Source organism: Kordiimonas sp. UBA4487 (assembly GCF_002389025.1).
In the GTDB taxonomy this organism is placed as follows: Bacteria; Pseudomonadota; Alphaproteobacteria; order Sphingomonadales; family Kordiimonadaceae; genus Kordiimonas; species Kordiimonas lacus.
Genome location: NZ_DGNR01000015.1, coordinates 15,437 through 29,431, shown reverse-complemented (window position 1 = coordinate 29,431; position 13,995 = coordinate 15,437). Strand labels below are relative to the sequence as shown.

At 59.4% G+C, this 13,995-nt stretch carries 15 protein-coding genes; 2 read left to right on the top strand and 13 right to left on the bottom strand.

Annotation, left to right across the window (positions count from 1 at the left end; translation table 11 throughout):
* Positions 1 to 5: 5 nt before the first annotated feature.
* The 8 genes from B3Z17_RS16545 to B3Z17_RS16510 form a co-directional block, all read right to left on the bottom strand.
* Positions 6 to 224 (bottom strand): hypothetical protein, encoded by a 219-nt coding sequence (locus B3Z17_RS16545; protein WP_068307040.1) that lies wholly within the window; start codon positions 222 to 224, stop codon positions 6 to 8.
* A 24-nt stretch (positions 225 to 248) separates the two neighbouring features.
* Positions 249 to 1,781: an acyl-CoA carboxylase subunit beta gene (locus tag B3Z17_RS16540; RefSeq protein WP_068307041.1), complete on the bottom strand. Its 1,533-nt coding sequence runs from the start codon at positions 1,779 to 1,781 to the stop codon at positions 249 to 251.
* 106 nt (positions 1,782 to 1,887) lie between these two features.
* A complete protein-coding gene (locus B3Z17_RS16535; protein ID WP_286830854.1) occupies positions 1,888 to 2,601 on the bottom strand; it encodes an ATP12 family chaperone protein in 714 nt (237 codons plus the stop codon).
* Positions 2,602 to 2,604: 3 nt separating this feature from the next.
* Entirely contained in the window at positions 2,605 to 3,060 is a 456-nt protein-coding gene (locus B3Z17_RS16530; protein ID WP_286830853.1) for a hypothetical protein, read from the bottom strand.
* Positions 3,061 to 3,064: 4 nt separating this feature from the next.
* Positions 3,065 to 3,739, bottom strand: coding sequence for an HAD-IA family hydrolase (locus B3Z17_RS16525; protein WP_286830852.1), 675 nt, complete (start codon positions 3,737 to 3,739; stop codon positions 3,065 to 3,067).
* Positions 3,736 to 4,716, bottom strand: a complete 981-nt coding sequence (locus B3Z17_RS16520; RefSeq protein ID WP_286830851.1) for an RluA family pseudouridine synthase — start codon at positions 4,714 to 4,716, stop codon at positions 3,736 to 3,738. The genes B3Z17_RS16525 and B3Z17_RS16520 overlap by 4 nt, the downstream gene beginning before the upstream one ends.
* Positions 4,713 to 5,090, bottom strand: coding sequence for a fluoride efflux transporter CrcB (crcB, locus tag B3Z17_RS16515; protein WP_286830850.1), 378 nt, complete (start codon positions 5,088 to 5,090; stop codon positions 4,713 to 4,715). Before crcB ends, B3Z17_RS16520 begins: the two co-directional genes overlap by 4 nt.
* A 75-nt stretch (positions 5,091 to 5,165) precedes the next feature.
* A complete protein-coding gene (locus tag B3Z17_RS16510) occupies positions 5,166 to 6,053 on the bottom strand; it encodes a hypothetical protein (RefSeq protein ID WP_286830849.1) in 888 nt (295 codons plus the stop codon).
* 83 nt (positions 6,054 to 6,136) lie between these two features.
* Between B3Z17_RS16510 and B3Z17_RS16505 the strand changes: the two genes are divergently transcribed.
* Positions 6,137 to 7,945 (top strand): bifunctional metallophosphatase/5'-nucleotidase, encoded by a 1,809-nt coding sequence (locus B3Z17_RS16505; protein WP_286830848.1) that lies wholly within the window; start codon positions 6,137 to 6,139, stop codon positions 7,943 to 7,945.
* 2 nt (positions 7,946 to 7,947) lie between these two features.
* Here the strand turns inward: B3Z17_RS16505 and B3Z17_RS16500 are convergent, their stop codons facing one another.
* The 5 genes from B3Z17_RS16500 to B3Z17_RS16480 form a co-directional block, all read right to left on the bottom strand.
* Complete coding sequence (locus B3Z17_RS16500; protein WP_286830847.1) at positions 7,948 to 9,279, bottom strand: replication-associated recombination protein A; 1,332 nt, start codon at positions 9,277 to 9,279, stop codon at positions 7,948 to 7,950.
* 2 nt (positions 9,280 to 9,281) lie between these two features.
* Positions 9,282 to 10,742: a Do family serine endopeptidase gene (locus tag B3Z17_RS16495; RefSeq protein ID WP_286830846.1), complete on the bottom strand. Its 1,461-nt coding sequence runs from the start codon at positions 10,740 to 10,742 to the stop codon at positions 9,282 to 9,284.
* A gap of 151 nt (positions 10,743 to 10,893) precedes the next feature.
* Positions 10,894 to 11,499, bottom strand: coding sequence for an O-methyltransferase (locus B3Z17_RS16490; protein WP_206594946.1), 606 nt, complete (start codon positions 11,497 to 11,499; stop codon positions 10,894 to 10,896).
* A gap of 87 nt (positions 11,500 to 11,586) precedes the next feature.
* The gene (locus B3Z17_RS16485) at positions 11,587 to 12,117 is read right to left on the bottom strand and encodes an NUDIX hydrolase (RefSeq protein WP_286830845.1); all 531 of its coding nucleotides are present in this window, start codon (positions 12,115 to 12,117) and stop codon (positions 11,587 to 11,589) included.
* 124 nt (positions 12,118 to 12,241) lie between these two features.
* Positions 12,242 to 13,300, bottom strand: coding sequence for a calcium-binding protein (locus B3Z17_RS16480; protein WP_286830844.1), 1,059 nt, complete (start codon positions 13,298 to 13,300; stop codon positions 12,242 to 12,244).
* 347 nt (positions 13,301 to 13,647) lie between these two features.
* On the opposite strand from B3Z17_RS16480, the gene B3Z17_RS16475 reads away from it, so the two are divergent.
* The gene (locus B3Z17_RS16475) at positions 13,648 to 13,968 is read left to right on the top strand and encodes a hypothetical protein (RefSeq protein WP_068307054.1); all 321 of its coding nucleotides are present in this window, start codon (positions 13,648 to 13,650) and stop codon (positions 13,966 to 13,968) included.
* The last annotated feature ends 27 nt before the right edge of the window (positions 13,969 to 13,995 follow it).

The window sequence follows — 13,995 nt, the reverse complement described above, 5'->3', positions numbered from 1 at the left end:
CCAGTTTACTCCCCCTTATCGTCCTGTTTATCGTCCTTGCCGATGTCCTTCATCATGTCGGCGTTCTTCTTGAACAGCCAGAAGGCGAAGGCGAACATCAACAGGCTCACGCCGCCTGCATAGCGCATCAGATCGTCGGTGCCGTACCTGAGGTACGTGCCCACAACCATGATCAGCCCCACGATCAGGCAGCCCCAGATGCCAATTTTCTGTGTCGTCGTCACGCTACAGCCCTCCCCGGCTTTCGCTTAGAGCGGAATATTGTCGTGCTTCTTCCAAGGGTTCTCAAGATGCTTGTTCGCCAGCTTCTTCAGCCCCGTGATGATGCGCTTGCGCGTTGAGTGCGGCATGATCACTTCGTCGATATAGCCGCGCTGCGCCGCCACGAACGGATTGGCGAACAGGTCTTCATATTCCTTGGTGCGCTCGGCGATCTTTTCCGGATCGTCCCGATCCTTGCGGTACAGGATTTCCACCGCGCCCTTGGCGCCCATCACCGCGATCTCAGCCGTCGGCCAGGCGTAGTTCAGGTCCCCGCGCAGGTGCTTGGAGGCCATCACGTCATAAGCGCCGCCATAGGCCTTGCGCGTGATAACCGTGATTTTCGGTACCGTGGCTTCGCCATAGGCAAACAACAGCTTGGCGCCGTGCTTGATGATGCCGCCATATTCCTGCGCTGTGCCTGGCAGGAAGCCCGGCACGTCTACAAGCGTAATGATCGGAATATTGAAACAGTCGCAGAAACGCACAAACCGCGCGGCTTTCTTCGAACTGTCGATATCCAGGCAGCCTGCCAGTACCATCGGCTGGTTGGCCACAATACCGACCGTTTCGCCGTCCATGCGGGCCATACCGATGATGATATTGCCTGCGTGGTTTGGCTGAAGCTCGAAAAAGTCGCCCTCGTCCACCATTTTGGTGATCACTTCATGCATGTCGTACGGCTTGTTGGCGTTCGACGGGATCACATTATCCAGCGATTTTTCAATCCGGTCCGACTTGTCGAAACTTGGGCGAACCGGCGGCTTTTCCCGGTTATTGAGCGGCAGGAAGTCATAGAAGCGCCTGAGCTGCGCCAGCGCTTCGACGTCATTCGCAAACGCTTTGTCCGCGACGCCGGATTTGGTGGTGTGGGTCGAGGCCCCGCCCAGTTGTTCCTGGGTGACCACCTCGTTGGTGACCGTTTTCACCACATCCGGGCCGGTCACAAACATGTAGGAGCTGTTCTCGACCATGAAGATAAAGTCTGTCATGGCAGGGCTGTAGACAGCACCCCCCGCGCATGGGCCCATGATCATGGAAATCTGCGGCACCACGCCGGACGCCAGCACGTTTTTCTGGAATACGTCGGCATATCCGCCAAGCGCCGCAACGCCTTCCTGAATACGCGCACCGCCACTGTCGTTCAGGCCGATCACCGGCGCGCCCACCTTCATGGCCATATCCATGACCTTGATGATTTTTTGCGCGTGTGTGGCCGAGAGAGATCCACCGAAAACGGTGAAATCCTGGCTGTAGACATAGACAAGGCGGCCATTGATGGCGCCCGAACCAGTCACCACACCGTCGCCCGCGAACTTGGTGTCGCCCATGCCGAAATCGTTGCAGCGGTGTTCGACGAACATGTCATATTCTTCAAAGCTGCCTTCATCGAGGAGAAGCTCGATCCGCTCCCGCGCTGTGAGCTTGCCGCGTGCGTGCTGTGCGTCGATACGCTTCTGGCCACCGCCCAGGCGGGCCTGCGCCCGCTTTTCTTCCAACCGCTCCAGGATTTCCTTCATAGATCCGCCTTCCCTCGGTTTTTATTGTGCAGGGCAGCAAATGCCAGTGCCAGCGCCCCTTAGCAGCCTTTACCGCCGCAAATATTGACTCTTATTATCCTGTCCTTCAGACAGTTTCCAGCGTTTTATTTCGCAGGTGCGAAAGGAACTCGCCTGCCGTCACAAGGTCGGCATAGGCGGCTTCCCGCTTGTCTTCCACTTCCGCGTCCAGGCCCCAAAGTTCCTCCTGATGCAGGCTGTCGAGTATACTGGCCTGCCACACAGCTTCGAGCGGACTATAGCCCTTCATGTAAGCCAGCGCCAGAACCAGCGAACCAAGAACGTTGGTGAAGGCATGCAATACCGTCAGTTCAAAGGCGTCATAGCCCGCAACGTCAGCCATCAAGGCCTTCAGGGCCTCATCGTCCTGCGCCACCGGCATGATGCCGTCTGTCACCGTGAGGTCCGCGCCCAATGTCTCGCTTGCCCAAGCCAGATACGGGTCCCAGACCTCTTTCTGGCGGGCCACGAGGTCCTCGGGTTCCGCTGCCCGGTAACATAGCAAATCCGTGGCGCCAAAGGCTGCCACTTCACGCACGACATCGTCGTGGCGCAGCGCCACGCGGTCCAGTGCCGTGTAGGCCAATTGGGTTTTGGGCATGGTGGCGGGCACAATCTTGTCGCTTTGCGCGCGCCATTCGTCCGCCACAGCTTCCGCCAGCGACCGGGTCGGTAGTACAAGTGTTGCCTTGGCAGGCGTCTTCACCAGCCGCCCGTCCAGCGTGATCACATGGCCGGTATCCGCCGCTTCGGTAGCGACATTCTCGTAAAATCGTTTCATGCTTCAGTCGTCTGTCTTCTTGCCAGCTTCTGTATCCGGCGCCTTTTCCGCCTTCATCTGGCGGGTCACTTCGGCCAGTTTACGGCGCGAATGACGCGCCTGCTTGCGCTTGCTGGCCATGCGTTTTTCCGTGGCTCCACTTTCCACCTCAAAGCTGCCTGCATAATTGAGGCTGGATTTTTCCTTCTCGCGCCGCGGCGTGCTGACGATGTCATAACCCAGGAAGCGGTTGCCCAGTTGGGGCTGGCGGTAACACAGCAGCAAAAACATGGCGAGGAAGATCAAGCAACCAATGAGCAGAACATAGAGGAAATCACCGCTTTGCGCCGCCAGGGCGAAATAGGCGACCACCGCCGCCGCACCTGTGATCGCAGACGCAATCAGGAACCCGATGCGCGGACGCAGAGCCTCCGCCTGAAGGTCGTCTTTTTCTTCTTTATTCAGTTTGTCGCGTATCATGTCTCTATCCAATCAAGGCCTTAACGGCCTTTGGTATGTCGTAAAAGGATGTCGCCACGTGGGCCGCGCCTGCGTCTGTCAGTTCATCCGTGTGGTGATAGCCCCAATCCACACCAATGCCGCCGCACGGCGCATTCCTGGCCATCATCATATCAAAGCTGGTGTCGCCGATCATCACCGTCTGCTCTCTATGGCTGCCAGCCTCCGCGATCGCGGTGTGGATCATGGACGGGTGCGGCTTTGACGGGTGCCCGTCGGCGGTCTGCAGTGTGACGAAATGATGCCCGATGCTGTGTTCCTTCAAAACCCGCTCAAGTCCGCGCACACTGTTGCCCGTGGCCACACCCAGCACATAACCATCGGCGTTCAGGCTTTCAAGAACCTCAAGCGTGCCGGGATACAGTGGGTCTGGCCCTGCGGCTTGTTCCACCCTTCGCTTGTAGAAATTGGCCTTGTATTTCTCTGTCGCCATCTCGTGGAAGGCGCGCTCCGCTTCAGGCAACAGTGCTGCCATGACTTCCACCAGGCTCAGCCCCACGATTGCGCGCACTTCGGCGTCCGTCAGAACCGGCAGACCCAGCTCCTCGAACGTCTCGTGCATGGTGCCGACAATCATATGCTGGCTGTCCACCAACGTGCCGTCGCAGTCAAAGATTACCAGCCGGTTCGGCGCATTCATGCACCGTCCTCCACCAGCGGATCCTCATATTCGCCGACCTCGAAGCCGAGCATATTGAAACTTTCAGCCATATGCGGTGACAGCGGCGCCGTCACACTGGCGCGGCCACCCGCCGGGTGCGGGAAGCGCACTGTGTGGCTGTGAAGGTGCAGCTTCTTGGAAATCGCGCCAGAGAGGAACGCGTCCCCACCGCCATATTTGCCGTCCCCCACAATCGGGTGGCCCATTTCCGTGCAGTGTAGGCGCAACTGGTGCGTGCGGCCCGTGTGCGGCTTCAGCGCCACCCATGCGGCCTGCTGCCCGGCGTTATCCACCACTGCATAGTCGGTTAAGGAATGCTGGCCATTTGGGTCTGCAACCATGCGCTCGTTCCCCTTGATGGGGGCCTTGGACATATTCAGGATAATCCGGCCGTCGCGCGGGTTCGGGCAGCCGATCACCAGCGCCCAATAGCGCTTGTCGGTTTCCTTGGTCTTGAAGGCGTTGGCGAGCGCCGCAGCAGCGTTCGGGGTACGCCCCAAAAGCAGCACGCCTGACGTGTCCTTGTCCAGCCGGTGCACAAGGCGCGGCCGGTGCTCTGACCCAAACCTCAGGGCATCCAGAAGGCCGTCCAGGTGACGTGTCTGGCCCGTGCCGCCCTGTGTGGGCAGCCCCGCTGGCTTGTTGATCGCGATCACATGGTCGTCTTTATAAAGCACCCAGCTCTGGACTTCCTTGATGTCCTTATCACTCAGGCGTGGTTTCGGCTCGCGCTTTGGCGGTTCCGGCATGTCTCCAAGCGGCGGCACGCGCACCACCTGGCCCTCCTCGACCCGCTCCGGGCCCTTGACCCGCTTGCCGTCCAGGCGGATTTCGCCCTTGCGCATCTTTTTCTGCAGCGTGCCAAAGGGCACCTCAGGGAAATGGCGCTTGAACCAGCGGTCGATGCGAATGCCGTCATCGTCGGCCTTCACTGTGATGTTTTTTACGTTACTCATACCAATATTCGCCCAAGCCAGATGCCTGCAAAAAGACCCACCACACCCAGAAGCAGCGAGCCGAGGGCATACAGCCCGGCGCCGGTCCAGTCGCCGCGCTCAATAAGCAGCACGGTCTCGAGTGAATAGGTTGAAAAAGTTGTGAAACTGCCAAGGAAGCCAACCGCCAGAAAACCGCGAAGCTCCTGCGTGATGTCAAGCTTGTGGGCAAAGGCGGTTATCAGGAACCCCATGAACAAGCTGCCGAGGATATTCACCGCGAACGTACCGTACGGAAAGCCCGTTCCCAGGGCGCGCATGATGGCCCCAGCCACAAAGTGGCGAGACAGCGCACCGGCGGCGCCCCCAACAGCGATTGCAAGCAGCATCGGCATGCCTGATTCCTTATTAGCCCAATAGCTTTGATTGCCCTTTGAGAGGCTTCAGCCCTTCTCTAGCAGAACAAATCGTTATTCTATACCGAAAACCCAACCTTCGGTGCGGCGCACCATAGCCGAGAGTGCCTGCGGATTCCAGTATTTGCGATCATGGTGAATTTGGCGGAGCGCGGCGGCTGTCACACAGGCATCTGCGGCATGGTCCGTGAAGTCCAGCCCCAGGCGCGGCATGCGCTTTGCGCCCAGCCGGTTAAGGATAGGCCTTAATGCCGCCATGTCGCGGATTTTGCCCCGGTGCCCACCCAGTGCGGCAAAGGCGGCGGCGTAGATTTCCACCACCACGGTCCGGGCATCCGTCATGTCGTCGAACGGCCAGATGGCGATATGGTCCTGCCTGTTCAGGTGATGCAGCATCGCCATGGTCGACAGGCCCGACAGCCCCACCTGGCTGGGGCCAATCAGATGGAACACGCTTTCGCACGGGCCCGCGCCGCTATCCACCGCCAATTGTTCAGGCACGCGCATGCGGCGGCTATAATGCCGACCCTTCAATGTTTCTGCGCCCCTGCTCCGGAGATAATAGGCCGCGTGTTCGTCCACGAACGGCCCGCCATAGAAATCACCCTCAGGGCCACACAGGTCGGCCACATGAGCCCACAGGGCCTTGACGTCTGCGGGCAGCACATCGCCGGGCAAGTAGGCGCCTTCGTCCACGAAGGGCATGCCAAAGGACGAATCAATGCCCACCAGCACCCGTTCGCCTTTCCTGCGCCCCAATCCACCCGCCAGCCAGCTTGCGCAGTCCTGGCGGCTCCAGCGGCGGTGGCCGGAAGGCGGTGAGACCATCTTCGGCGCGCCCTCGCCCGCTTCGCAGACGGCAACGGCAAGCCCGGCGTGGCGTTTGCCTTTGGCGCCTGTCCAGTCGATCCCGACAAAATGGCTGAAGTCAGCGTGTGGCATAATATCCCATGGGTTTCGTTCTTCCCTTCAAGGCTGTACGGCGCTAGGCTTGCCCCGCTATATCGACTAAGGGGGAGCAGGCCATGACCGGCACGAGCAGCAGGGTACACCCGGGACCGTCACAGACAACCCGTTTTTGGGGCACACTTGGCCTTGCGGCCATGGTGGCGACGGCAGGCTATGCCGTCTATCAAACCGAAAGCCATAAGCCGCCTGAAAGCGCCACCATCCTGTTCATGAATGATATCTACCGTATAGGTGGCATCAAGCGCGGCAGTGAAGGTGGGCTTGCGCGGATCGCCAGCATCCGCACCGAGCTTGAAGCCAAGCATGGTGAGCTGCTGATATTGCACGCGGGTGATGCGCTATCGCCATCGCTTCTGGGCGACATGTACAAGGGCGCGCAGATGGTGGAGGCGCTCAATCTCCTGGACGGTGACGACGACCACGACAGCCGCCTGTTCGTTACCTTCGGCAATCACGAGTTTGATGTCTCCTCATGCGACCGCCCTGACGCGCTGGTGGCGCAGGTGCAGACGTCCGATTTCACCTGGCTGGCCGGCAACCTGGATTTCAGCAAATGTGCCAGCGGTGACGGCTTCGCCCCGCTTGCGAATGCCAAGAATGTCGTCCCCCGCCAGATTGTGGACATGCACGGCATCAGGATCGGCCTGTTTGGCCTGACCATCAGCGAATCCACTTATGCAGGTTTGCTGACTGACCGCGAAGGCACTGACACGCTGACAGACAGCTACATCGCCGCCGCCAAGCGCCTGACGGCAGAGCTGCGCGCGAAGGGTGCTGAGTATATCATCGGCGTGACCCATCTGGCCAAACCGCAGGACCGCGCGATCCTTGAAACGCTGGGGGACGCGGGCCCGGACCTGATCATCGGCGGGCACGACCATGCTGCGATGAAAGTGGGACCAGTGAACGGGCGATACATCTACAAGCAAACGGCGGATGCGCGCGACGTGGGCGCACTGACGATCACCCGCGCCAAGGACGGCACACTTTCGGCCTCCGAGCGCACGGTTTATGAACTCAAGGGCAACAGCCCGACCAAAGACCCGACGGTGCAGGCATTTGTCGACCAGAAGATGGCGGCGCATGAAGCGGCTTTCTGCGCCAAGAAGGGCCTTGGAGACGGTTGCCTGTCTGACGGCATGGGCATTACCCAGATTGCCTGGCAGCTGGAAGAGAACAGCAACCGGGAAATGGAGACAGCCATCGGCAACTGGCTGGCGGACCAAATGCTGGCGCCGGAAACGCCGACCTTTGAAGGGTGCGATGCCGCCTCCCCCACTGTGGGTCTGTTGACCGCCGGGGGGCTGCGGCTCAATTATGACCTGCCAGCGAGTTTCGAGTTGAAACGGCGTGAAGTGGAAGAGCTGTTCCCCTTCTCCTTGCCGCTCGTGGCGATCTGCATGACTGGCACGGAACTTAAGGCTGCGCTGGAAAACGGGCTGGGCGCGCCGGGTGAAGGCCGCTGGCCGCACCTGAGCGGCGTGAACGTGCGCTACAGCTATGAGCCCGCTACGCGCACGGCCACCGTGCATGAGGTGACCTCAGGCGGTAAACCCGTGGGGCCGGCCGATCCGGTGCGTGTGATTGCCAACGGCTATACGGCTTCCCGTGGGGACGGTTACCAGATGTGGCCAGTGTGCGGTGAAGGCAGCGGCGTTGACTGGTCTACTGACGGCGCGCGCCGCCAATGCGAACAGCGCATCATGGCAGGCCTTGAAAGCGCCACAGCCAAACCGGTCATGGACGGCGACACGGTATTTGACCTGAAGGATTGGGCGCTTGAGGCGTTCCACGCTGCGGACGGTAAGGGCGTTGGCCCAACTGAGGACCTGACGGACGATACCCGCCGTGTGACCAAGGAATAGGCTTAATCGTTTTCCGCGTCGGGCTTACGCTTGGCGGCATATTCGGCGCGGATACGGGCAAAATAGGCCTGGCGCTTCTGAATTTCGCGCTCAAACCCGCGTTCCACCGGGCGGTAGAATTCCTGTCGCTGCATATCTTCGGGAAAATAGTCCTGCCCTGACACGCCCGCGGCCGTGTCATGGTCATAGGCGTACCCAGCACCGTAGCCCATGTCTTTCATCATCTTGGTCGGCGCATTCAAAATATGCGACGGCGGCATCAGGTTGCCGTGCGTCTTGGCCGCTTTCTTCGCCGCCTTTTCCGCCTTATAGGCCGCGTTGGATTTGGGGGCCGTGGCCAGATAGATTACCGCCTGCGCGATCTGGCTTTCGCCTTCGGGACTGCCGAGGAACTCATAGGCATCCTTCGCCGCCAACGCCTGATGGATGGCTTCCGGGTCGGCGAGGCCGATATCCTCGGAAGCGAAGCGCACAAGCCGGCGGATCACATACAAGGGGTCCTCCCCCGCCGTTAACATGCGTTCGGTCCAGTAAAGAGCCGCGTCAGCGTCTGAGCCCCTGAGCGACTTATGTAGCGCCGAGATCAGATTATAGTGACCGTCCCGGTCCTTGTCATAGCTTGGCGCACGCTTCTGCAGCAGCTTCGCCAGGTCCTGCGGCCCCAGCGTTTCGCCAGCCGCAAGGTCATAGAGCGTCTCAACGCAGTTCAGCAGAAACCGTCCGTCACCGTCCGCCATGGCCTTCAGCGCCACGCGCGCGTCGGCGTCCACCGGCAGCGGCGCATCCATTTCGGCTTCTGCGCGCTCCAGCAGTTCATCAAGCGCTGTGTCATCGTGCCGGTTCAGCACCAGCACCTGCATCCGGGAAAGGAGTGCGCCATTGATCTCGAACGACGGGTTTTCCGTGGTGGCACCAATCAGCGTGATCGTGCCGTCTTCCACATAAGGCAGGAAGCCATCCTGCTGGGACCGGTTGAAACGGTGAATTTCGTCCACGAACAAAAGCGTCCCGCGCCCGCCCATGCGGCGGGCCTTGGCGGCCTCAAACACCTTCTTGAGGTCCGCAACGCCAGAAAAGATCGCCGATATCTGTTCAAATGCCAGGTCAGCGTGATTGGCCAGCAGGCGCGCGATGGTGGTTTTTCCCGTGCCCGGTGGGCCCCACAGGATCAGGCTGGAGATACGGCCCGACTTGACCATGCGGCCAAGCGCCCCGTCATCGCCCAAGAGATGGCTTTGGCCGACAACCTCTTCGAGCGCCTTGGGGCGCAGCCGGTCCGCGAGCGGGCGCGGCGCGCCCGTCTCAAGACCAGCCTGTTCAAAGAGGGTCGACATGCTTACTGCACCACCCGGCAGCGGTACGACCGGCTCTGGCCCGCCAGCAGGCATTCCTGAATACGGCCGCGACGCTGGATCTGGTAGAGATACTCGTTCGCGTTCTCAGGCAAGGCAGCCTCAAGGTCTTCAACGCGGGTAATGTCCACATTATTGACCTTCAGCAGGATATCGCCCGGCACCAGCAGCTGGAAGCGGGCAGCCGGCGTGCGGCCATCCACCTTCAGTACCACCACGCCCCTGAGGAACGGATCGATCTGAAGTTCGTCATTGAAGCGCGGCGACAGGTTGCCCACCGTTACACCCTGGAACGGGTGGCGGCCATCAAGTTTGGTCACATTGCGCTCTGGGTCCTCTGGTGGCAACGCCAGCGTCGCCATGCGCTGCTGGATAAAGCCTTCCGACAATACAGCCAGCGATACTTCAGCGCCCGCGTCCATCGTGGCGATCCGGAAATTGAGGCCCGGTTCGTCGATCACTTCCTTGCCGCCGATGGCCATGATCACGTCGCCCGGCATGATGCCGGCGATTGCGGCGGGGCCGCCTTCATAGACTTCGTCCACCAGCACGCCGCCTGCGCGGTCAAGGCCGAGGCTGGCTGCCAGGTCGCCTGTAACATTCTGGCCGCGCACGCCCAGCCATGGTCGCGTCAGCTGACCTTCATTAAGCGCCGCCTTGAGGACGGATTTCACCATGTTGGCCGGCACCGCAAAACCGATACCGTTCGACGCGCCCGTGCGGCTGTAGATAGCGGTGTTGATGCCCAGAAGCTCACCGTCCATGCCGACAAGCGCACCGCCCGAGTTACCGGGGTTCACCGCTGCGTCTGTCTGGATGAAGAAGCCGAAATCAGAGATACCCTGCTGCGTGCGCGCCGTGGCGGACACAATCCCGCCTGTCACGGTCTGGCCCACGCCGAAAGGGTTACCAATCGCCAGTACGATATCACCCACCAGCACATTGTCTGAATCCGACAGGCGCAGGCTGGCAAGCGGCTCATCGCCTGCATCGATCTTGAGGATGGCGAGGTCCGTGCGCGGGTCGGCCAGAACGATCTTGGCATCGAACTCACGCCGGTCATTGAGGACCACCTGAATTTCGTCGGCGCCTTCGATCACGTGGTTGTTTGTCACGATCACACCGTTCGGGCGCACGATCACGCCAGACCCCAGCGAGCCCTGCACCCGTTCCTGCGGCGCGCCGAAGCTGAAGCGGTCACCAAAGAAGCGCTGGAACAGCGGATCATCAAACAAGGCCGACCGGCGCGAGCGTACGATCTTCTTGGTGTAGATGTTCACCACGGCAGGCGCGGCTTCCGATACGATCGGTGCGTAGGAAAGCTTCACCTGCATTTCGGACTGCGGCACCATGCGGACCACGTCCCCATCCTGCGCCTGACCGGCTGTAAAGCTTGCTGTGATGCCAGCGATCAATATTCCGATTGCTGTGATAACGCGCTTCATGAACATACCTCTCGTTACGGTTTTTGGGTCAATCCCGGCTGTAGCACTGCACTGGTACGCGCCAGGTGACAAATTCCCTGCCTTTATATGGCTGAGCCATTGCCCATGCGCAAGGGCAATGGCGATGAAGCGCCTTTTCTGCGCGATGCTTTTACCCGATACGGGATGCGATCAGGACGCCAGTTGCCCAGCCCATGAAGGTGGTTTCAAACCCGGGCTTGGCGGTGATATGCTTGATGAAATCGTCCACATTGCGCTGATGCCCGTTGGGCCAATTGGGCTGCGGCAGAAGATCATCCACCACATAGATGCCGCCTTCCCTGAGCAGCGAAAGCGTGCGTTCCAGGTGGCTGTATTTACCGGGCCAGGCATCTGCGAAAATCAAATCGAACTGCATGGGTTCAAGGGCATCCAGAAATTCCCCCGCATCCGTGCAGCACAGCGTCAATTGTGGGTTCTTGCCCAGGTGGCGCGCGGCCACGGCCTGGACGGCCTTGTCATTGTCCACGCTCACCAGCTTGGCTTCCATGCACAGGCCATCCAGCATCCAGGCCGTCGACAGGCCCGTACCGGTGCCTAGTTCCAGCATGGTGCCCCCCGGCTTGCTGGCCACCAGTGTCTTTAGAAGCGCGCCCACAGCGGGCTCTGACGCCATTTGGAAGCCCATGATTTTCGTTTCGGCCTGAATAGCGCGGATGGCCCGCGGCATGTCATAAGCATGGTGTATTGTGTTTGGCGGTTGTTTTGTCCCGTCCATTTTCTGCTCCCTGATGTCTGCCCCAAACGGGCTGCCCGATAAACCGGATGCTAGGAACAAAAAAGGGCAAGCTGATGGCGTTAAAGACTAGAAAACAGGAATGCCCAACCGAGCTGCGAGAATAAGGGCTGCATCGAGGTCCAGCATGTCTCCAGATCGCAGCAGCCCGGCAAAATCCTGCGGGTCCAACAGAAACGGTTCGCCAATCACCCCGGGGTCTTCCTCTGGTTCTGCAATCTTTTCGCAGTCATGGGCCAGGAAGATGTGTCTCTTTGCCGTTGAATAGGCCATGACATAGGCTGTGGTGACCGCCTCGATCCGGCCTGTGTAACCGGTCTCCTCCAACAGCTCTTTACGCGCTGTCTCCTCCGGGGTGTCTCCGGGATCAACCATACCGGCTGGCAGCTCATGGGTGAAATGCCCTGGTCCCGGACGAAACTGTCGCATCATCAGGATTTTGCCTTCTTTTGTCACGGCGCCCACAACGGAAAATTCCGGCTGCTTGGCAACAACATAACGGTATTCCCTGCCATCGTGGGAATAGGTGCGGTCTTCCACTTCAAGGTAGGGGTTGCTGTAAACCGTGGATGATTGCTTCAGTGTTACGTCGTCACTCATTCATATCTCCATGACCAGACAGGCATATGCGCCCGGCGAAGGCTAGCGCGAAAGTCGCCAGGAAAAAAGGGCGAGCCGAAGCCCGCCCTTTCCAGTACCAGACCAATGGCCGGTATGGTGCTTGCTAGTCCCCGGAAACGAACACCGTGACCTGAATGTTTTCGATGTCGAAAACGGTTATACCCTGAAGGAAGATCGCACCATTGCCGGTATCAATCATCAGGCCTTCTTCACCATTGACGGTGGCCGCAACTGCACTGGACAGGGCATCTTCGAAGGCCTGCCCAGCTTCGGTGCCCTCAATCATAATGCTGTCGCTTGTCAGATCAAAGTCGGTCACCACGTCGCGACTGCCATCAAAATCGAATTCGATCCTGTCGCTGCCTGCCCCGGTATTGATAACATCACTGCCTTCGCCGCCGCTGAGCCAGTCATCCCCGTCACCGCCATGGATGGTGTCATCGTCCGCACCGGCATAGAGCCTGTCCGCGCCCGCACCACCATAGATGATGTCGTCGCCACCTTCGCCCCACACAGTGTCGTTTCCCTGGCCGCCGAACAGCGTTTCAACTCGGGTTGATCCCGGCCCATCGAACTGATGGAAATATTCAGGATCACCGTCGCCACCGAAAATCTCGTCGTTGCCGTCACCGCCGAAAATAATGTCCACGCCGCCAAAGCCGCGCAGCACGTCATCGCCCGCGCCGCCACCGATGGTGTCGAACCCATTGGCGCCATAGACGGTGTCATCATCCGCCCCGCCCCAAAGCTGGTTCGCAAATCCCGGTTGATACTCAAGGGCGGCGGACCCCAGGCCAAGCTCATCCATGCTGACGGTGCCGTCTTCGTCCAGGTCGCGCCAATTGCCGCCAACGATCACGTCGGCCCCTTCACCGCCAAACAGCCTTTCCGCAAATCCTTCGGGGAGAGGCCTCAGCAGATAGGCGATATCGACGCCGGCATCTTCGCTTAGGCGATCTTCTCCGTCACCAATGCCGGAGGCATATTGGCCGCCAACCATGATATCATCGCCGTCCTCGCCATACATGCGGTCCTGGCTGATGTCGCCGATCACCAAGTCATTACCTGCGCCTGCGGCAATAATATCGTTACCCTGGCCACCTGTTACGGTATCGTCGCCGTCACCGCCCACAATTGTATCGTCCAAAATGATGTCAGACATAGTGTCCCCCGTCTGTCAGTGTCATGTCGTGAATAGTTAAATGTCAGTCTTGTAACTGCAGTAGCTGACTACCCGAAAAAACCTGAACGTGCGCTGAATGCCTGAGCCCGCTGCGGGCACAAAAAGGGTTGGTCGCTCTAACTGTTTCCGTCGCGGCATGCCATTCACCAAAACCATGCCTGTCGCTTGCATTCATACCCCTTTGAATTGGCTGGTTTTCCCGCAAATGGCGATCAATTCCCCATATGATAGATAAAAATTTACGGTAAAATTGTATTACTGTCGCAAAAGTAATAAAATGCACCATAGCGCCTGGCTTTTACACTCTAACGATTGGGGAGTATGAAATGATCAGCCTGAATTACAGCTATCTACGCCGCGGTGACAAGATTGGCGTTTATGTCTGCACCAAAGGCAAGCATGACGACGGACCCTATTTTGTCTCGCTGGAGCTGGATGTGCAGCCAACGCAGAAGGTCAAACAGTTCCTGTGCACCGACCAACCTCGCGATGATGTCTTCATGCTCAGGATGTCGCCCTATCTGGGTAACCATCTCGAAGAACTGGTGTCGGCCAAAGTGAATGAACGCCCGGTTGAGCTGCATTGCTGCCCCATGACGACCGAAAGGGAGCGGCGCCTCCTGACCATCTATCCCGAACTGAACTGAGCCGCTAACGCAGATATCGCCGCTTTC